General features: G+C 71.9%; 8 protein-coding genes. 7 read left to right on the forward strand and 1 reads right to left on the reverse strand.

What is annotated here, in order from left to right:
- Both GFD30_RS26355 and GFD30_RS17485 read left to right on the forward strand, forming a co-directional pair.
- A partial coding sequence (locus GFD30_RS26355; protein WP_407649085.1) for a hypothetical protein occupies window positions 1-1,059 on the forward strand: 1,059 nt, incomplete at its 5' end.
- 39 nt (window positions 1,060-1,098) lie between these two features.
- Complete coding sequence (locus GFD30_RS17485; RefSeq protein ID WP_153026483.1) at window positions 1,099-10,716, forward strand: Tc toxin subunit A-related protein; 9,618 nt, start codon at window positions 1,099-1,101, stop codon at window positions 10,714-10,716.
- 343 nt (window positions 10,717-11,059) lie between these two features.
- Here GFD30_RS17485 and GFD30_RS17490 read toward each other — a convergent pair whose 3' ends face one another.
- Window positions 11,060-13,312, reverse strand: coding sequence for an SCO7613 C-terminal domain-containing membrane protein (locus GFD30_RS17490; RefSeq protein ID WP_153026484.1), 2,253 nt, complete (start codon window positions 13,310-13,312; stop codon window positions 11,060-11,062).
- Between the two features lie 405 nt (window positions 13,313-13,717).
- On the opposite strand from GFD30_RS17490, the gene GFD30_RS17495 reads away from it, so the two are divergent.
- From GFD30_RS17495 to GFD30_RS17515, 5 genes are all read left to right on the forward strand, one after another.
- Window positions 13,718-15,028, forward strand: a complete 1,311-nt coding sequence (locus GFD30_RS17495; protein ID WP_194202004.1) for an extracellular solute-binding protein — start codon at window positions 13,718-13,720, stop codon at window positions 15,026-15,028.
- Window positions 15,029-15,040: 12 nt separating this feature from the next.
- Entirely contained in the window at window positions 15,041-16,468 is a 1,428-nt protein-coding gene (locus GFD30_RS28010; RefSeq protein ID WP_322633366.1) for a carbohydrate ABC transporter permease, read from the forward strand.
- A 1-nt stretch (window position 16,469) separates the two neighbouring features.
- A complete protein-coding gene (locus tag GFD30_RS17505) occupies window positions 16,470-17,372 on the forward strand; it encodes a sugar ABC transporter permease (RefSeq protein ID WP_153026486.1) in 903 nt (300 codons plus the stop codon).
- Between the two features lie 101 nt (window positions 17,373-17,473).
- Window positions 17,474-19,093, forward strand: coding sequence for a glycoside hydrolase family 53 protein (locus GFD30_RS17510; protein ID WP_153026487.1), 1,620 nt, complete (start codon window positions 17,474-17,476; stop codon window positions 19,091-19,093).
- 74 nt (window positions 19,094-19,167) lie between these two features.
- Window positions 19,168-20,169, forward strand: coding sequence for a LacI family DNA-binding transcriptional regulator (locus GFD30_RS17515; RefSeq protein WP_153026488.1), 1,002 nt, complete (start codon window positions 19,168-19,170; stop codon window positions 20,167-20,169).
- The last annotated feature ends 58 nt before the right edge of the window (window positions 20,170-20,227 follow it).

Genomic DNA, 20,227 nt, shown 5'->3' on the forward strand with positions numbered 1-20,227 from the left:
GGAACCGGTCCGGGCGCGGGCTCCGGGTCCGGCGCGGACGCCGGAGGCGGCACGGCCCCCGGCGGCGGCGACGGCACCGGGGCGGCGAGCGACGGCGACGGCGACGGCGACGCCGGCGAAAGCGAGGGTCCCGCCTCCGGAGGCGGCACCGGCATCGTGCCCCGCACCGGCCCGATCACCGGTCCCGTGGCGCCCGTGCGCGGCGTCGCCCCCATCGACCTGCCGCAGGCGCCGCCCGGCACCGACTTCGCGGCCGCCGAGCGCGCCGGCCGCGCCCGCTCCCGCGCGGGCGGCGGCTACGGCCCGGGGGACCAGGCGCAGCACTGGCTCAAGTGGAGAGACGGCCGCCGCACCAACCTGGACCCGCGCATCACCAACGACCCCAGATACATGGGCCCGCTCCAGTCGAGCCGGAGCCTGGCCGGGCCCGGCTATCCGCGCCCGGCACCCAACGGCCGGTCGTACGCGACCCCGCACACCTACGCCGACCGCGGCCTCTACCCGGACTTCGTGCGCCGGGTCCAGTCCAGCGGCTTCTGGCGCGGCATGACCACCGCGCGCGTCCAGCTCGTGGAGGCCGGCCGGCGCACCATGCACGCCATGACCGGCTCGCGCGGGCCGATGCCGCCCTACATCTTCGGGCCGACCCTCGCCACCGCTGCGGGCAACGTCGGCGTCGGACTCTCGCGCGGCCTCATCGGCGGTGTGGCCGAAGGCGAGACGATGCTGCTCAGCGGCTCGTACTGGGCCTACGTGAACGGTTTCGCCGGGCTGAGCCGCGCCGCCTTCCTCGGCGCCTCCTACCTGCCGGTGGCGGCGGCCGGGTTCGTCGGCGGCGGATTCGTCGGCGGGGCGGTCGGCAACGCGGTCCGCGGCGCCGGCGGCAGCCGCGAGGACGCCATGGTGGCGGGCTTCGTCGCCGGGGCGGCGACCGGCGCGCTCATCGGCGCGGTCTGCGGGACGGTCCTGCCCGGGGTCGGCAACCTGGCCGGCTACGCCGTCGGAGCGATCGTCGGCGGCATCGCCGGCGGTATCGGCGGGATCCTCGCCAACTGGTGACCGCGAACAGCGAATCGCAAGGTACAGAAGGGAACGACCATGAACCAGCCGAAGCGGAGCTTCAGTCCCGAGGCGATTCGCAAGCTCGCGCTGCCCGTCGAGACGGCCGCCGCGCCGCCCCCGCCGCCCGGAGGCCCGGCCGACACCGACCGGACCATGGCGATCCAGCTCCCCCGCGAGCCCGGGGAGCCGACCGGGAAGGCCGTCGCCGCCCTCCAGGCGTCCCTCGCCGAACTGCGGTACCCGGTCGACCCCGCCGAAGCCGGCGCCTCCCGGCTCGGTCCGTCCACCCGGGAGGCGGTGCGCCGCCTCCAGGCCGCGGCCGGGCTCATGCAGACCGGCGTCGTCACCCCCGAGACCGCAGGGCAGATCAAACGCGAACTGGAGCACCGCTACTTCACCGGCGCCCCGCACCGGGCCGCGAAGATCCAGGGGATGCTCACCGCGCTCGGCCACCGCATCGATCCCGACGAGCTCGCGAGCCGCAAGGTCGGCCCGACCACCGCCGCCGCCCTCCAGCAGTTCCGGCAGCACACCAAGAGCCGCGGCGTCTCCTGGTGGGTCGACGAGGGCCTGGTGCAGCGGCTGCGCGCCGAGGAGCTCCAGGCGCGCCTGGGATCGCGCACCCAGTTCGGCAAGGCCCAGCGGACCCTCATGCGCGCCGTCAAGATCGCGAAGCTCGACGTCCAGATCGGACAGCACGAGTTGACCGCCCGCCAACCCGGGCCGGGCACGCAGGCCGCCCTGCGCGCCTTCCAGGCCAAGTACCGGCTCCCCGCCACGGGACGGTTCGACCTCGCCACCATGGACAAGCTCGAATCCGTCGCCGCCTCCGAACCCCTGCCCGTCAAGCGCCTCAAGCCCGGCCCGGTCCTGGACCTCGCGCCGCTCAAACGGCAGGCGAAGCTCAACATGCGCGGCGGCCACGTCGCCGCCGCCCAGCAGGCCCTCGCCCACTTCGGCTACACCGTCCCGCTCACCGAGCACGGCGAGGCCCGCTACGGCAAGGCCACCCGGAAAGCCGTGCTGGCCTTCCAATCCGACAATGGCCTGCCCGCCACCGGGCAGCTCGACGGCCCCACGCTCAAAGCCCTCAACCAGACGATCACCGCCGCCCTCCCGAAACCGCCCGTCCCGCACCACCGCCTGCGCGGCTCCGTCCGCGACGAGCTGTGGCGCCCCGTCGAGGGCGCGCAGGTGCGACTGTCCTTCCGCTCCATCGAAGGCGAAGGCGCGCTCATCGCCACCCGCGCCACCGGCAAGACCGGCTTCTACGACATCCCCTACGACCCGCCCCGCGACCCGCAGACCGGCGCCGTCGCCAAGCCCCTCCACCTCATCGTCACCTTCACCGGGCCCGACCAGAGCCCCCTCGGCTCGCGGATCCTGTTCAACCCCACCCCGATCCAGTGGACCAACCAGACCATCGGCGACCGCCCCTACCGCGGCCCCTCCCTCTACGAGCGCCAGCGCCCCGCCCTCGACGCCGTGCTCGGCGGCCTCGCCGTCACCGACCTCGTCGAGGACGGCGACCGCAACGACATCACGATCGCCGCGATGGAGGCCGGGCTCACCCAGTACGAAGTGATGCTCCTGGTCCTGTCCGTCCGCATCGCCGAGCACGTCGGCGACCCCGCCCTCGGCGCCTCCCTCTACTTCGGATTCATCGCCCAGGGCCTCCCCGGCTCACTGCCCGAGGAGCTCCTCGCCGCCACCGACGAATGGACCCGGATCGAAGAGCTCACCGCCGAACTCGCCGCGGGCATCCTCCTGCTCGGCCCCGAGCGGCAGGCCGCCGCGTTCGCCAGCGCCGCCGACGAGAACCTCGTGCCCATCGGCGTCGTCCGCGACGAGGAAGCGGTCCTGACCGCCCTCGCGCGGCGGTCCGTCGGCGCCGTGCTCGACGCCCCGCCCGTCGGCGGCGACGCCTCCCTCAAGCACCTCCTCGACGCCTCCAGACTCGAAGCGCCCCACTACGAGAAGGTCGCCGAGCTGCTCCTGGAGCACGGCGAGACCAGCGAGGGATTCTGGGCCGGCCTCGCCGGCGCCGCCGCGGACCTCGGCGGCGACGAGGTCGTCGCCGACGTCGCCGCCGCCATCGAGACCGCCGCCATCGCCGGCGGCCACGCCCCGGCCGTCGCCTTCCTCAAACAGCAGCTCGACGACCCCGGCCGGCCCGAACTCACCACCACCCGCCACCTCGCCACGCTCTCCACCGCCGAATGGGACGACGTGGTCGCCGCCGCCGGCTTCCCCGACACCGCCCCCGGCGACTCCCCGGCCGAGCAGGCCGCCGCCTACGCCCGCCGGCTCGAGGCCACCGCCGCGGCCCACTACCCGACCACCGCGCTCGCCGCCGAACTCGGCCGCACGGATGGCCACGGCCTCGTCCTCGCCGACCAGGCGCTGGCCTTCCTCGACGACCACCCCGACCTCGAACTCAAGCGCACCGGCCTCGACGCCTACCTCCAGACGCGCGAGCTCGAACTCGATCCGGACCTCCACAGCGAACTGCGCGTCCAGCAGCGCGCCGTGCGCCTCGCCCCGGACCACAAGGGCGCCGCCGCGCTCCTGCAGGAGCGGCTCCACTCCGCCGCCCAGATCGCCGCACTCGACCGCGCCGAGCTCACCGCGCGGATCGGCGGCCGCGACGGGGTCGGCCCCGAGACGATCGCGCAGATCCACGCGAACGCCCAGATGTCCTACGCCCACGTCCTGTCGCAGCTCGCCACCTTCCGGTCCGACCTCGCCCCCGTCCAGTTCCAGGTCTTCGCCGACCAGGCCGTCACCCTCGCCGACGCCACCGGCGTCCTCGGCGACGTCCCCGACCTCGCGCTCCTCTTCGGCGGCCTCGACTACTGCGAATGCAGCCACTGCGAATCGGTGTACGGCCCCGCCGCGTACCTCGCCGACCTGCTCCGCTTCCTCTCCACCCGGCCCGCCAGGCCCGGTGCGCCGCAGACGGTCCTCCAGGTGCTCCAGGCCCGCCGACCCGACATCGACGACCTCCTCCTCAACTGCCCCAACACGAACACGCCGCTGCCGTACCTCGACCTCGTCAACGAGCTGCTCGAACGCGCCGTCCCCGCCGGCGCCCCCGCCGCCCAGCCCCAGACCACCCGCACCGCGGCCGAGCTGCGCGCCGTCCCCGAGCACCTCCACGCACCCGCCTACGAGACCGTCAAAGCCGCCCGGTTCCCCCTCCGCGGCGCCTTCAACGCCTGGCAGGAGGAGGCCCGCGTCATCCTCGCCCACCTCGGCGTCCCCCGGCACGAGCTCATGCGCCTCCTCGGCCCCGACACCCCCGCCGCCCACACCTCCGCCGCAGGGGAGTACTTCGGACTGTCCACACTCGACGTCACCCTGGTCGCTGCACCCGCTCCGGCCCCGGCCGACCAGGACCAGATCTGGGGCCTCGACACCACCGACCCCGAAGCCGGCGTCCTCCCCTTCCTCCAGCACGCCGGCATCGACTACACCGAACTCCTCGCCCTCCTCGACACCGAGTGGATCCACGCCGGCGGCACCATCGGGCTCCAGCGCCCCGGAGGCACCTGCCGACTCGACGAGCAGACCCTCACCGGCCTCGCCCCCGCCCGCTACGACCGCGTCCACCGCTTCATCCGCCTGTGGCGCCACACCGACTGGACCCCCGCCCAGCTCGACCGGCTCCTGCGCGCCCCCGGCCTCGCGAACGGCGTCCTCGACGCCCAGGCCCTGCGCCGCCTCGCCGCGTTCGCCGAACTCGCCGCCCGCCTGCGACTCACCACTGAACAGGCCCTCGTCCTGTACGCACCCTTGAGCACCGAACCGGGACCCGACGGCGCCCGCTCGCCCTACGCCGAGCTGTTCGCCAACCCCAACCTCCTCGACCCCGTCGATCCGGCCTTCGCCCTCCCGCTGCCCGGCACCGAGCCCGTGGCGGCGCACCTCCCCGCGCTGGCCGCGGCCTGGCAGGTCGGCGAGGCCGACCTGGGCCTGCTCCTGGCGCGCACCGGGCCGAACCTCACGGTCGACGACCTGACGACGCCGCTGCGGTACGCCACGCTCGCGAACGCGCTGCACCTGCCGGTCGCCGAACTCCTCGCCCTCGTCGACCTCGCCGCGGACGTGCCCGACCCGTTCAGCGAGCCCGCCGCCACCGCGCGGCTCGTCGACCGCCACGCCGAGATCAGAGCCACCGGACTCACCGTCGGCGAGGTCGACTGGCTCCTCAACGACCGGCCGGAGTCCCCGCTCGGCCAGCGGACCGAGGCGATCGCCGAGCAGCTCGACGCGGTGCGCGAGAGCCTGCGGACCACGCCCGCCGACGAGGCGGGCGGCCAGATCGCGGCCACCGTCGCGGCCACGTTCTCCCTCCCCGACGAACAGGCGGTGACCCTGCTCGACCTGCTGCGACCCGACGAGGCCCTGTGGGAGGTCTTCGCGGACCCCGACTTCATGGCCGCGGACGAGCAGGGCGCCTACCTCCACGCGATCACCGAGACGCAGTTCGCCGCCCTCTTCGAAGCCTGGCGGCTGCTCCACAAGGCCGCGCACCTGGTGCGGCGCATGCGCATCGACGCCCACGACCTGCCGTGGCTGATGGAGCGGGCCGGCGCGTTCGGCTGGCTCCACCCCGGTGCCCTCCCGGTCGCGCTCGCCCATCCCGGCGTCCCCCTCGGACCGTGGCGGGACCTCGCCGCCTGGCTCAGCCTGCGCCACCGCTACCCCGAACCGGAGGCGACCGGCTGGCCCGAGGTCTTCGACGCCGCCGCGGCGGGCGACCCGGTCGCGGACGTGCGCGCGTCGGTCGCGGCGCTGACCGGCTGGGATCCGGTCGACCTCGCCGCCCTCGACGGCGGCGACACCGCCTTCTACGCCGACGTGGACCGCTTGGCGCGCACCCGCGTGGCCGCCGAGGCCCTCCGCCGCCTGGGCGTCCCGGCCGCCGACGCCCTCCAGTGGGTCGACCGCGACGCGGACGCCGGCGGCGCACAGCGCCTCGCCACCGAGCACCTGCGCCAGACCATGAAGTCCAAGTACGACACCGCGGCCTGGCTGGCGCTCATGCCCGACCTCCAGGACCCCCTCCGCGAGGCCCGCCGGGACGCCCTCACCGCGTACCTGGTCGAGCGGTCGCTGCGCACCACGCCCGCCCACATCACCGTGGACGGCAGGCAGTGGCAGAACCCCGCGCACTGGAAGGACGCCGCCGACCTCCAGCGGTGGTTCCTGCTCGACACCGAGATGACGGCGGTCCAGCAGACCTCGCGCATCAAGCAGGCCATCGGCGCCGTGCAGCTCTTCGCCCAGCGGTGCCTGCTCAACCTGGAGCAGCCGCTGGTGCGGATCACCGCCGACCAGACCGCCGACACCACCGCACTCGACTCCTGGAGCCAGTGGGAGTGGATGAGCGGCTACCGCCTGTGGGAGGCCAACCGGAAGGTCTTCCTCTACCCCGAGAACTGGATCGAGGCGGAGCTGCGCGACGACAAGACCCCGTTCTTCAAAGAGCTCGAGGACCAGCTCGCGCAAGGGGAGCTGACCGACGCGAACGCGGAGCGGGCCTACCGCGACTACCTGCGCAAGCTCACCGAGGTCGCGCACATGCAGACCCTCGGGATCTACCACGAGCAGACCGCGGCGGCGAACCGCGTCCACGTGGTGGCCCGCTCGGCCGCCCAGCCCTCCCACTTCTACTACCGCACCCTCGACCTCGCCTACGCGGAGTGGACCGGCTGGGAGCGCATCGACGTCGACATCGCGTCCGACCAGGTGCAGCCCGTGGTCTACCGGGGCAGGCTGCACCTCTTCTGGCTCCAGTTCGAGGAGAAGACGCAGCAGCCCAAGCGCCAGCCGCCCGCCCAGGCCTCGGACTCCCCGAAGACCACTTCGGACCCGGCGCGGACCCTGGAGATCGAGCTGTGCTGGACCGAGCGCACCCCGGACGGCTGGACCGCGCGCCGCACCGGCGGCGACCGGCTCGTCCACCCGTGGCCCCGGCCGCGCTCCTCGTACACGCTCAAGCCGCGGGCGAGGAACGACCAGCTCTGGCTCGACGTCTACCTCTCCACCTCCCCGGAGTTCAACGACGCCCGCTTCTACGACGAGTTCTCCGACTCGCACGAGCGCATGACGAAGCGCGGGCACTCGGTCCTGTACTGGCCGTGGCACTCCTCCTCGTTCGTGTTCACCGGCGAAGTCATCGACCTGAAGATGAAACCGCTCGTCGGCAACTACACCCGCCGCTCGGACGGGACCCTCGTCCTGGCCACCTCGCACTGGCACGTGCAGACGAACTTCGGCGAGCAGGGCCGTGGCATCAAGGCGCTCTTCGCCGACGAGCGCGGCCCGAAGCTGCGCAAGCCGAACACGATGCGGTTCGCGAACGGCCGCCTCGTCGCCACCGACGCCGCCGTGGAGGTCATGGTCGGCTGGGACGACGTGCGGCCGCTCGTGTCCAACGCCCGCGTCCCGGCCGAACTCGTCATGACCCCCGGCGCCCGCCAGTACAACGAGGACTCGTCGAGCCCGGTGATCTACCAGGACCGCCAGCGCGCCTACTGGCTCCGGCGCACGCAGGTCACCGACGTCGTCCCGTTCCAGTACATCGGCAGCGACGGCAGGCGGCGCCTCATCCACGTGCCGCAGACCGTGTTCGGGCACCGCTGGTACCCGTTCTGGCACCCGTACGCCTCGGACTTCCTTGCGGCCCTGGACACCAAGGGCGTCGAGGGCCTGGTGAACCGCCGGCAGCAGAGCGTCGCGCCGTCGAGCGCGACGGCCTTCGCCTACGGCCCGCAGCCGGGCAACGCGGTCGACGCGACCGCCGAGGGCGGCGTCGACTTCACCCGCGGCGGCGCCTACGCGGCCTACAACTGGGAGATCTTCTTCCACGCGCCGATGCTCATCGCCGCGAAGCTCACCGCCGAGCACCGCTTCGAGGAGGCGATGCGCTGGTACCACCGCATCTTCGACCCGACCAGCACCGACGGGCCCGAAGCGCCGCAACGGTACTGGGTCACCCGCCCGTTCTTCGAGCACGCGGGGGAGGACTACCGCCGGCAGCGGATCGAGTCGATCCTGGGGGACATCGGCGACCACCTCGACGAGCTGCGCGCCTGGAAGAACCACCCGTTCTCGCCGCACACCGTGGCCCGCCACCGCCCGGTCGCCTACCAGAAGGCGATCGTCATGAAGTACCTCGACAACCTCATCGGCTGGGCCGACCAGGAGTTCCGGCGCGACACCCTGGAGTCGATCAACCAGGCGGTGCTGCTGTACACGCTCGCGGCGGAGCTGCTCGGCCGGCGCCCGGAGAAGGTCCCGCCGCCCGAGCGGGCCGACAAGAGCTACGCGCAGCTCACCGCCGACGCCGCGCTGGACCCGTTCGGGAACCAGGACGTGGCCGCGGTCCTTGAGGGCTTCGCTCCGCCGCTCGACCTCGCGATCCCCGGCGAGGACGGCGCGGAGCCGCTGCCGCACCTGCAGGTCAAGTACTTCGGCATCCCGGTGAACGACAAGCTCCTCGGCTACTGGGACACCGTGGCCGACCGCCTGTTCAAGGTCCGGCACGGCCTGAACATCGAAGGGGTCTTCCGGCGGCTGCCCTTGTTCGAGCCGCCGCTGGACCCGGCGATGCTGGTCAAGGCGGCCGCCGCGGGCGCGGACCTGTCCAGCGTCCTGGGCCTGTTCTCGGCCACCGACACCCGCTACCGGTTCCCGGTGCTGGCCGCCCGCGCGGTCGAGCTGTGCACCGAGCTGCGGGCCCTGGGGGAGAAGCTGCTGCGGGTGCTGGAGACCCGCGACGCCGAGGAGCTGGCGCTGCTGCGGGCGAGCCAGGAAGTGGCACTCAACCAGGCGATCCAGGCCGTGCGCGAACTCCAGGAGGACGAGGCGGTCGCCTCCCGCGAGGCCATGGAGGCCGGCCGGGACGCGCTGAACACCCGCATCGCCTACCACGGCTCCGTCCCCCGCATGAACGGCTGGGAGATCGCGGGCGTCGTCATGGAGACCCTGGGACTGGCCGGCAACGCCGTCGGCGCGGTCATGTCGGGCATGGCGGGCGGGGCGAACCTCATCCCCGACTTCAGCATCGGCATCGCCGGCTTCGGCGGCTCGCCGTCGGTGAGCATGTCCATCGGCGGGTCGAACATCTCCGGCTACCTGTCCAACACCGGCGCGATGATCAACGGGTTCGCCGGGATGCTCCACACCGGAGCGTCGATGGCCGCGGCGCAGGGCCGCTTCACCCGCGAGTTCGAGGACCACCGGTTCAACCGCGACGTGGCCGCCGACGAACTCGCGCAGCTCGAGGCGCAGATCGCGAGCGCCCGGCTCCGGGAGCAGGTCGCCGCCGCGGAGGCCGCCAACCACCTCCAGGTCATCGCCGACTCCGAGGCCGTCGAGGAGTTCCTGCGCACCAAGTACACCGACGAGCAGCTCTACGACTGGATGCTCGCACGGGTGTCCACCGTGTACTTCCAGGCGTACCAGATCGCGTTCGACACGGCGATGCTCGCCCAGCAGTCCTACCAGTTCGAGCTGGCCGAGCCGGACGCGTCGTTCATCCAGTTCGGGTACTGGGACTCGCTGCGCAAGGGCCTCCTGGCGCCCGAGCGGCTCACCAACGACATCCGCCGCATGGAGTCGTCCTATCTCGAGAAGAACCAGCGGAACCTGGAGATCACCAAGCACGTCTCGCTCGCCCAGGTCGACCCGCTGGCCCTGCTCGCGCTCAAGCTGACGGGGCAGGCGGCGATCCAGTTGCCGGAGTGGCTGTTCGACCTGGACTACCCCGGCCACTTCCGGCGCCGCCTCAAGTCGGTGGCGCTCTCGATCCCGTGCGTGGTCGGCCCGTACACGTCGGTGAACTGCACGCTCGCGGTGACCAACAACGGGGTGCGGCTCACGGACGCGCTCGGGGGCGGCTACGGCGACCCGCTCGCCGGCGGCGACCCGCGCTTCTGGACGAGCCCGGTCCCGACCAAGGCCATCGCCACGAGCCACGCGGTGAACGACCGGGGCATGTTCGAGCTGCGCTTCGAGGACGACCGGTTCCTGCCCTTCGAGGGCGCCGGCGCCGTCAGCGAGTGGACGCTCTCGCTCCCCAAGGCCCACAACCAATTCGACCTCGCCTCGATCACCGACGTGGTGCTCCACCTGGACTACACGTCCCGAGCGGGCGGGCCGGGCCTGGCCGCGGCCGCGAAGGCGAACCTGGACGCGGTCCTGCCGACCTCGGGTGCGGCCCTGTTCGCCCTGGAGGAGCAGTTCGGCACCGCCTGGCACCGGATGCTCCACCCCGACGAGGGCGACGACCAGGAACTGGTCTTCACGCTCGCCCCCGAGCACCTGCCGTTCTGGGCGCGGGTGCGGGCGGCGAGCCGGCCGGTGAAGGTCACCGCCGCCGACCTCGTGCTCGACACCGTCCACACCGACGCGTTCACGGTCCGCTGGCAGCTCCCGGGCCAGCCTTCGGCCGCGGAGTCCCCGGGCGCCAACGACCCGGGCTTCGGCGGGGCTCCGCACGCCGCGGTGGCCCCGGTGCCGGCCCCGCCCATGCTGGGGCAGTGGCGGATGGGCCTCAAGCGGGCCGCAGCGGCCGACTACCGCTCGCTGCTGCCCGAGGATGTGCGACGCGCCTACCTGCTCGTGCGGTTCGACATCGGCTGAACGGCCGAATTCATCGCTGACCGGGCCCGGACGCCTTGACTCGCAGGGCGTCCGGGCAGTACACTGTAGAGGTCTCGGTGATACTTAAAGTTAGTGTATGTTGGGGACAAATAGTCTGTAGCAAGAAAAAGCGGTAGCAAAAAAAGGTCATCGTTTCATTTTCAAGGCTTTCGTCGTTTCTGTTCGTTGCGTCGGGGGCCTTTTTCCCTGCCCAAGGCAACGGCGGCTCCCAACCCGCGGCCGGCCCGATGGCGTTCGAGGACGCCGCAGCGCGCAGATTCCCGGAGGACTCGAGACGGTCGGCGCGGCCTGCCGGGGCAGGCCGCGCTCGCTTGCTCGGGCCTTACCGCATCGCCTTGAGGGTGCGGCTGAGCTTGGCGAGGTCCCTGCGGCGTTGCTCCAGGGTCGCGCCCGCTGCGATGAGGATCGCGCCGCCCGCCGAGAGCGGGATCCACTTCGGGACCAGGCTCCAGACGAGGGCGATCTCGTTGACCGCCAGGGCGGTGAGCACGATCGAGGCGAGGACGAGCGGTGACTGCCAGCGGCGGTTCGCGCCGACGAGGAGGACCAGGACCGCGACCGCGCCGACGGCGAGGCGGCGCCACGGGTGGCCGTCGGGGCCGAGGGCGATCACCAGGGAGGGCCCGAGTCCGACGGCGAGGGCCGGTCCGAGCGCGAGCCACGAACCGGTCGCGGCGTCGCGGTGCAGGAGCCACAGGCCCAGGCCCGCCAGGACCGCCGCGGGCGGCACCGTGTACCACTCGACCGCGGTCGCGCCGCTGTAGGCCGCGAACAGGAGCACCGCTGCGACCAGGGACCCGCAGGAGCCGAGCGCATTGCCGAGACCGGCGCCGCGGTTCGCGAGCGCGGCCGCCGCGAGCCCGCAGGCGTAAGCCGTGAAGCCCAAGGGGGCGTACACGGTCAGGCCGTCGACGATGGCGGTCCCGGTGAGCCACACCAGGGTCGCCGCGATCGTGATGTGCGCCAGCGCCTTCGCCCACCGGCGGTCGGCGCCGCCCCGGCCGATGTGGGCCGCCGCGAGCAGGGCCGAGGCGGCGCCGGCGGCGAGGACGAGGGCCGGTCCGGCGTTGACGTCGTTCGTCTCGACCCGGTAGAACGCCGCGAGCGCGGTCGCGGTCAGCCACGGGTACACCGCGGTCCACGCCGTCGCCCGGCGGACCGCACCCGGCGAGGTGAACGCGACGACCATCGCCGCGGCCGTCACGAGTGCGAACGACGCCGCCGGCGCCCCGGGGGCCTCGATGAGCGCCCCGGCGCCGAGGACCGCGACCGCGCCGACGAAGGCCAGGTAGTCGCGGCGCCGGCCGGCGCGCAGGAGGGGGACGGCGATCGCGCTCGCGGCGGCGATCACCGGGATCTCCCAGCGCAGCAGCGCATTCGGTTCGGCGCCGAACGCGACCGGGACCGCGGCGACGGCCGCGGTCGTGCACCACGCGAGCACCGCGATGCCGATCGTGCAAGCGCCGGCGCGGAGGCCGTCCGCGAGGGCGGCCGGGAAGATCGGGGCGCAGGCGAGCGCCAGGCCCGCGGCGGCGGCGAACGCGGTCAGTTCGAACGCGCCGGTCGTCACCGCGCCGAGTACGGCGAGCGAGGCGATGACGGCCGCGGCGCTCGCGCCGAGCGGCAGCCGTTCGTGGCCGTTCGGGTCGGTCCACGAGCTGAACAGGATGATCGCGACCGTCGCGAGTCCGAAGGCGGGGACCGCGAGCAGCGGCTCCTCGGACCGGAACGCGAGGACCCATGCGGCGGTGGTGAGCGCGGCCGCGGCGGCGGCCAGGACGGTGGTGGCGGACACGGCGGCGCCCGAGAAGCGGGCGTGGGCGGTCGCGAGCATGCAGCCCGCGGCCAGGAGGCACGCGGTGGCGGCGGTGGCCGGCAGCAGTTCGGCGTCGAGGCCGAAGGCGGCCCGGAGTCCGGCGAGGAAGACCGCGGTGATGCCGCCGGCCAGGAGCACTCGCGCCGACCACTGGTCGGAGCCGGCGTGGCGGGTGGGCGCGGCCTTCACGGTCCAGGCGGCCCCGGCGAGCAGGACTCCGATGGCGACCATGTGGAGTGCGGCTTCGAGCGCGTCACCGAAGGCCGCGAACGCGGCCCCGGTCGCGGCGAGCGGGAGCATCGCCCAGGCGGGGGCGCTGACGCGGGCGGCGACCCGGTAGAGCGCCGCGGCGGCGAGCACGGCCCCGGTCCAGCGGGCCACGGGCAGTGCGGTGAGACCGGTGCCGCCGGGCAGGTACAGGTAGTAGCCGGCGAGGGCCGAACACCACAGGGCGAGCGTCGCGGTGGCGGCGAGCGTCTCGGCGGTCGCCCACAGCCGGAACCGGGTGAGCGCGAACGGGACCGCCATGAGCAGCCCGGTGGCGCCGGCCAGGATGGTGAGCCGGCCGCCGTCGCCGAGCTGGCGCCAGGCGACGGCGGTGAAGACGATGATGCCCGAGGTCAGGAGCAGTCCGCCGAGGGACAGCAGGACGATCTGGACGGACCTGGCGGTCACCTCGGCTCGGCGGCCGGGTTCGGGCGGAGCGGATTGCGGCGGAACGCGTTCCGATGTGGACTGGGCGGCAGGCGGCTGATGCATACGCTCAGTGTCGAAGCCGTGTCAAATCGCGAAACCGACGAATCGGGCGCGTCCTGTGGGGTTTCCACAACGTCCTGTTTCGCCGCGCCCGGCCGCGCGGCCGTTTTTCTCGGGTTCCTCCAAACGGTTCGGCGCCGACGCCGCCTGCCGACCGGTGCGTCCGGCCGGGAGGTGCAGTGCCTGTGAACGTGCACGCGGAACTCGGTCTTTTGCACCGTTCGCGAAGATTCTGAGGGCGGCTCGTGATGGAACCGCAATCATTTTAACGATTTGGATTCTGGCAAAAGGGTCATAGAAGTCAGACGGACCTTGCTTTCAGTGATGCATGTCGCTACTTTGATGCAAACGTTCACAGACCGTCGGGGTCGACCCGGCGGCACCCCTCAACTGAGACGAGGACAAGTGATGCGACGCAGAGGAGCCATCGCCGCCGCCGCGGCGGCCGTGCTGGGAATGGCCGGGTGCGGCGGCCCCGCCGAGGAGGAGCAGGCCTCCGAACTGGAGTGGGACGACGAGGCCGGGCAGTACGTCATCGAGGAGGCGGTCGCCTCCGGTGAGGTGCCGCTGAAGGTCTGGTTCGAGGAGGACTACCTCGCCGAGGCCGTGATCGCCGCCTTCAAGGAGGAGTTCAAGGACGAGTACCCGGACATCCGGATCGAGTACGAGCTCGTCGCCAAGAACGACGCGGTGGAGAAGATGTCGCTGGCCGGCGAGGCCGGGAACGGCGCGGACGTCTACATGAGCTTCTACGACCAGGTCGCCAGGGCGATCGACGACGGCACCGCCGCCCCGCTGGGGGAGTACACCGGGGTGCTGCAGGACCGGATGAGCGAGGCGTTCACCAGCGTCGTCTCCGTCGAGGACCAGATGTACGCGGTCCCGGTGACGACCGAGTCGCTGGCGCTCATCTACAACACCACCCTGCTCCAGGAACTGACCGGTGCTCCCGATCCCGCGACCACTTGGGAGGAGATCCGATCGCTCGCTGCAGATTATAACGATCCATCGACGAACCGGTGGACGCTGCGCATGTCCACCGCGGAGATCTACCGCGCGTACCCGATCCTCTCCTCCGCGGGCTGGAAGGTGTACCCGGACGGGAACGTGGACGACCCGGGATTCGACGACGCCGCCCTCACCGGCGCCCTCGACTACTACGCCGGCCTGCGCGAGATCTACGACGTGCCCAGCGCCGACAGCACCTGGGAGACGATCGAGGAGGCGTTCGCCAAGGGCGAGACCCCGTACGTCATCACCGGCCCCTGGGCGTTCTCGCTCTTCGACACCGGCGCCGCCGAGAACGGCTTCGAGTACGGGGTCACCACACTGCCGACCGTCGACGGCGGCGCCCCTGCCGGGGCCTTCGCCGGCATGCACGTCGCGGTCGTCTCCGGGTATTCGGAGCACCCGGCCGCGGCGAGGGTCTTCGCGAACTTCATGGCCTCCGACGCCGGCGCCGCCGCCGTCTACGGCGCCACCGGGCAGATCCCGGCGGTCAACGGCGACCTGCTCGCGGGGATCGAAGGGATCGAGGACGACCCGCATGTGGCCGGCATCGTGGCCCAGTCGGCGAATGCGGAACTCATTCCGCAAGTGCCGCAGTATTTCTGGGAGACCGGCAACACGATGGTCATCGACGTCTGGGACGGGCTGTCCGACGCCGCCGCGGCGCAGGAGAAGGCCGTGGCGACCTACAGCGAACTGCACGGACTCTAGGAACCGGCCGTCGTGACCACCACCGAGACCTCCGATCTCCCGACCTCGGCCCCGGCGCGCTCCCCCCGCGCGCCGGGCCGAGCGGGCCCCGGTCTCCCCGCGCCGGTGCCGGGCATCGCCTCGGCACTGGTGTGGGGTTCGGGCCAGCTCCTCAACCGCCAGGCCGGCAAGGCCGCCTTCTTCTTCGCCTTCTACGCCGGCGCCGTCGTCTGGGAGATCGCCTCCGGCAACTACTACGCCGGGATGGACTTCACGCCGCGCTCCAACGGCGGGTTCTTCGTCAAGGGATTGTGGGGCCTGTTCACCCTCGGCACGCAGCCGCGCGAGATGACCCTGACCGGCCTGACCGAGGGCGACAACTCGATCGTCCTCATGGCCAACGGCCTCATCGCCTTCCTGACGCTTGCGCTGCTGGCCGTCGTCTGGGTCTGGAGCGTCCGCGACGCGGCCCGCTACCGCGCGGCCCTGAACGCCGGCGGGAGGACCGAGGCCTCGCCCGCCTACTTCAAGCGGATCTGGGACGGCGCGTTCGCGTACATCGTGCTCTCGCCGGGCCTGGTCCTGATCGTCTTCATGTCGGTCCTGCCGGTGCTCTTCGGCATCCTCGTCGCGTTCACCGACTACAACCGCGACAACCTCCCGCCGAAGAACCTCGTCCACTGGGTCGGCTTCGAGAACTTCGCGACCATCTTCGCCGTCCCCTCCTGGGCGGCGACGTTCGGGGGCATCCTGGTCTGGACCCTGGTGTGGGCGCTGCTGGCCACGGTCACCACCTACGCTGCGGGCCTGCTGCAAGCGGTGCTGCTGGCGAGTCGCAGGGTCCGGTTCCCCCGGGTGTGGCGCTCGGTCTTCCTGCTGCCGTGGGCCGTCCCCGGCATCGTCTCGGCCCTGGTGTTCCGCTCGATGTTCAACGGCCAGTTCGGACCCGTCAGCCAGTGGCTGGTCGATCTCGGCCTCACCGACGAGCGGATCTACTGGTTCACCGACCCGTCCCACCCCAACCTCGCTCGCGCCGTGGCGCTCCTGGTCAACCTGTGGCTCGGCTTCCCGTTCTTCATGGCCCTGGTCGGCGGCGTCCTCGCGAACATCCCCGAGAGCTACTACGAGGCCGCCCGGATCGACGGCGCGGGGCCCGTGCAGCAGTTCCGCCACATCACGCTGCCGATCGTCCAGCGGACGGTCATGCCGCTGCTCGTGCTCTCGTTCGTCCACAACTTCAACAACTTCGGCGTGATCTACTTCCTCACCGAAGGCGGCCCGGACAATGTGGACTACCGGTTCGCCGGGAGCACCGACCTGCTCGTCACCTGGCTGTTCAAACTGACGCTGGACAACCGCCTCTACAACATCGGCGCGGTCATGAGCCTCGTCATCTTCGTCATCGTCGGCACCATCTCGGTGCTGAACCTCAACCGCACCAAAGCGATCCGGGAGCTCTGACATGGCCGCAACTCCAACCGCCGCCCAGGTGCGGGACCCGCGGTCCCGCAGCGGCGCGACCGCCGAAGGCCGGCAGCGGATCCGCGACCGGGTCACCGACGCGCTGCTCCACCTCCAGCTCCTCGCGGTCGCGGTCATCGTGGTCTTCCCGCTCCTGTGGGTCGTCGGCTCCTCGTTCGGACCGGGCGGCGGGCTGGCCAACGCCGGCCCCATCCCCGAGAACGCGACCTTCGACAACTACATCGAGCTGTTCACGCAGACCGACTACGGCCGCTGGTACCTCAACTCGCTGTACGTCGCCGTGCTCAACATGGCCGGCTCGGTCGTCCTGTCGGCCCTGTGCGGCTGGGTGTTCTCGCGCATCCGCTTCCGCGGACGGAAGCCCGGCATGCTCGGAATCCTCGTCCTCCAGATGTTCCCCAGCTTCCTCACCGCCATCGCCGTCTACATGCTGTTCCTCAACTTCGGGCTGCTCGACTCGCTGACGGGCCTGGCCCTGGTGAGCATCGCCGCCGCTCTGCCGTACAACACGTGGCTCATGAAGGGCTACACCGACAACCTGCCTGCGAGCCTCGACGAGGCCGCCGCCCTCGACGGCGCGGGGCGGCTCACGATCTTCCGCAAGATCGTCCTGCCGCTCATGCGCCCGATGCTCACCTTCGTGGCCATCACGAGCTTCACGATGCCTTGGATGGACTTCATCCTGCCCCGGCTGCTCCTCCAGAGCAGCGGCAAGCAGACCGTGGCGATCGGCCTGTTCCAGCTCATCACCGACCAGTACGCCAACGACTTCACCACCTTCGCCGCCGGCGCGGTGGTGCTCGCGGTGCCCATCACCATCCTCTACATCGTCCTCCAGCGCCACCTCGTCACGGGTGCGATGGCCGGCGCGGAGAAGGGATGAGCCCCGCGGCCCTCGGGGGCCGACCGAACTCGGCGGCGACACTCACCGCCGCTGCGGGCGCCCGGCAGCGCCCGACCCTCCCATCGCAAAAGGAGCGACACATGAGACGGATGATCGCGGTGGCCCTGGCGGCCGCCATGGGCTTCGTCGCCTTCGCCACGGCCTCTCCCGCTCAGGCCGTGCGCGACGACTTCTACATGGGCGTGGACCCCGGCACCCTGATCGACGTCGAGCGGTCGGGGGTCCGCTTCTCCGACGGCGGCGTCCAGGACGACGCGCTGAGCATCATGGCCGGCAACGGCGCCAACCTGGTGCGGCTGCGGGTGTGGAACAACCCGTACAGCTCATCGGGCCAGCCGTACGGCGGCGGCACGAACGACCTCGCCAAGACGATCACGATGGCGCAGCGCGCCAAGGCCCTCGGCATGGACGTCCTGCTCGACCTCCACTACTCGGACTTCTGGGCCGACCCGGGCAAGCAGATCAAGCCCAAGGCCTGGCAGAACCTGTCCTACAGCCAGCTCACCACCGCCGTGCGCGACTACTCGCGCAGCGTCGTCTCCCAGATGGCCGCCGCGGGCGCCACACCCGACATCGTCCAGGTGGGCAACGAGATCACCAACGGGATGCTGCTGCCCACCGGCTCCACCTCCAACTGGTCGCAGCTCGGCGGCCTGCTCAAAGCCGGCATCGAAGGCGTCCACCAGGGCGGCAGCGGCATCGAGATCGCCCTGCACCTCGACCGCGGCGGCAACAACGCCGCCTACCGCACCTGGTTCGACAACGCCCGCAACCAGGGCGTCCCCTACGACATCATCGCCATGTCCTACTACCCGTACTGGCACGGCACCATGAGCCAGCTCCGCACCAACATGAACGACGTGGCCGCGCGCTACGGCAAGGACGTGCTCATCGTCGAGACCGCCTACGCCCACACCCTGACCGACTGCGACGGGCGCGGCAACATCTTCACCGGCTCCCACGCGCAGGAGTCCGGCTACCCCGCGACCGTGGCGGGCCAGACCCAGTTCCTCCGCGACCTGCGGAACGCGGTGCAGGCGGTTCCGAACGACCGGGGGCGCGGCCTGGTCTGGTGGGAGCCGGCGTGGCTCGGCACCACCTCCTGGGCGACCCAGGCGGGCATGGCGTACATCAACGACTTCGCCGGCGAGAGCAACTCCTGGGACAACCAGGGCCTGTTCAACTGCAGCGGCGGCGCGCTCTCGACACTCGACGTCTTCGCCGAGACCACCGGCGGCGGCGACCCGGGCACGGGCGAGAACGTGCTGACGAACGGCGGGTTCGAGACCTCGGGGAACCCGGCGGCCGGCTGGAGCGTCTGGGCGCAGAACAGCGCCGACGCGAACGCCGTCTTCAGGGAGTCGCGCGGCAGTGTCTACCAGGGCTCGAACAAGCTCACGTTCTGGAAGGGCACCGCCTACACCGCCTCCGCCTACCAGTCGGTGAGCGTCCCGAACGGGACGTACACGCTCACCGCCTGGGTCATGAACGGCGGCGGCCAGACCGCCGCACGCATGTACGCCAAGAACTTCGGCGGCGGCGAACGGCAGGCGGGCCTCCCGGTGACCTCGACGTGGACGCAGGTGACCATCTCCGGAATCCAGGTCACCAGCGGGCGGATCGAGGCGGGGTTCTACACCAGCGCGAACGCCGGCAACTGGATCAACATCGACGATGTGCGTCTGATCCGGACCGCATGAGCACCTGCGGGGGCGCCGTCCGGGCGGCGCCCCCGCAGGCTCGCTTCGCGCACGAGGCAACGGGATCGAGGAGCATGGCACGAAAACGGCCGACCATCAACGACGTCGCGGCGGCGTCGGGCGTCTCGCGGGGCACCGTCTCGCGCGTCCTCAACGGGCACGCCAACGTCTCGCTCGCCGCCGAGCTGGCCGTGCGGCGGGCGGTGATCGAGACGGGCTTCGTCGTCAACCGGGCCGCGCGCAGCCTCAAGACCAGCCGCACCGGCTCGATCGTCATGGTCCTGTCCGAACCGCAGGAGCGGCTGTTCGAGGACCCGAACTTCTCGGTGGTCCTGCGGGCGGCGACACGCCGGCTGGCCGACCGCGACACCGCACTGGTGCTCATGGTCGCCGGCGACCGCGGCGGCCGCGACCGCGTCGCCCGGTACCTGCGCGGCGGCCACGCCGACGGCGCACTCCTCGTCTCGGCCCATGCCGGCGACCCGCTCCTGGAAGCGGTGGAACACTCGGGCATCCCGGTCGTGGCCTGCGGTGCGGTCCTCGGCCGGGAGAGCGCGGTCCCCTATGCCGCCGCGGACGACCGCGGCGGTGCCCGGCAGATCACCGAGTACCTCGCGGGTCTGGGCCGGCGCAGGATCGGCATGATCACGGGCCCGCTCGACACACCCGGTGGCGCCCTGCGCATGGAGGGCTTCACTGACGTGCTCGGTCGCAAGGCGACCAAGCGGATGGTGGTCCACGGCGACTACACCCAGGCCGGAGGCGAGCGGGCCATGCGCACGCTCCTGGAGAACGCTCCGGCCTTGGACGCGGTGTTCGTCGCCTCCGACCTCATGGCCTCCGGCGCGCTCCGGGCCCTCCACGACGCCGGCCGCGCCGTGCCCGGCGACGTCGCGGTGGGCGGCTTCGACGACTCGGCGATCGCCACCGCGACCAGCCCGATGCTCACCACGGTCCGCCAACCGCTCGAGGAGGTCGCAGGGGAGGCCGTGCGCCTGCTCGTCGCCCTCCTCGACGGCGATCGGGTCGAGTCGGTCGTGCTTCCGACGGAGCTGGTCGTCCGGGACTCCGCGTGAGCCGGGCTGCTCCTCGTGCCCGGCGTCGTCCCTGAGAAAAACGTTCACACGCGCCTCC

It is taken from the genome of Glycomyces albidus (genome assembly GCF_009451885.1).
Classification (GTDB): domain Bacteria; phylum Actinomycetota; class Actinomycetes; order Mycobacteriales; family Micromonosporaceae; genus Glycomyces; species Glycomyces albidus.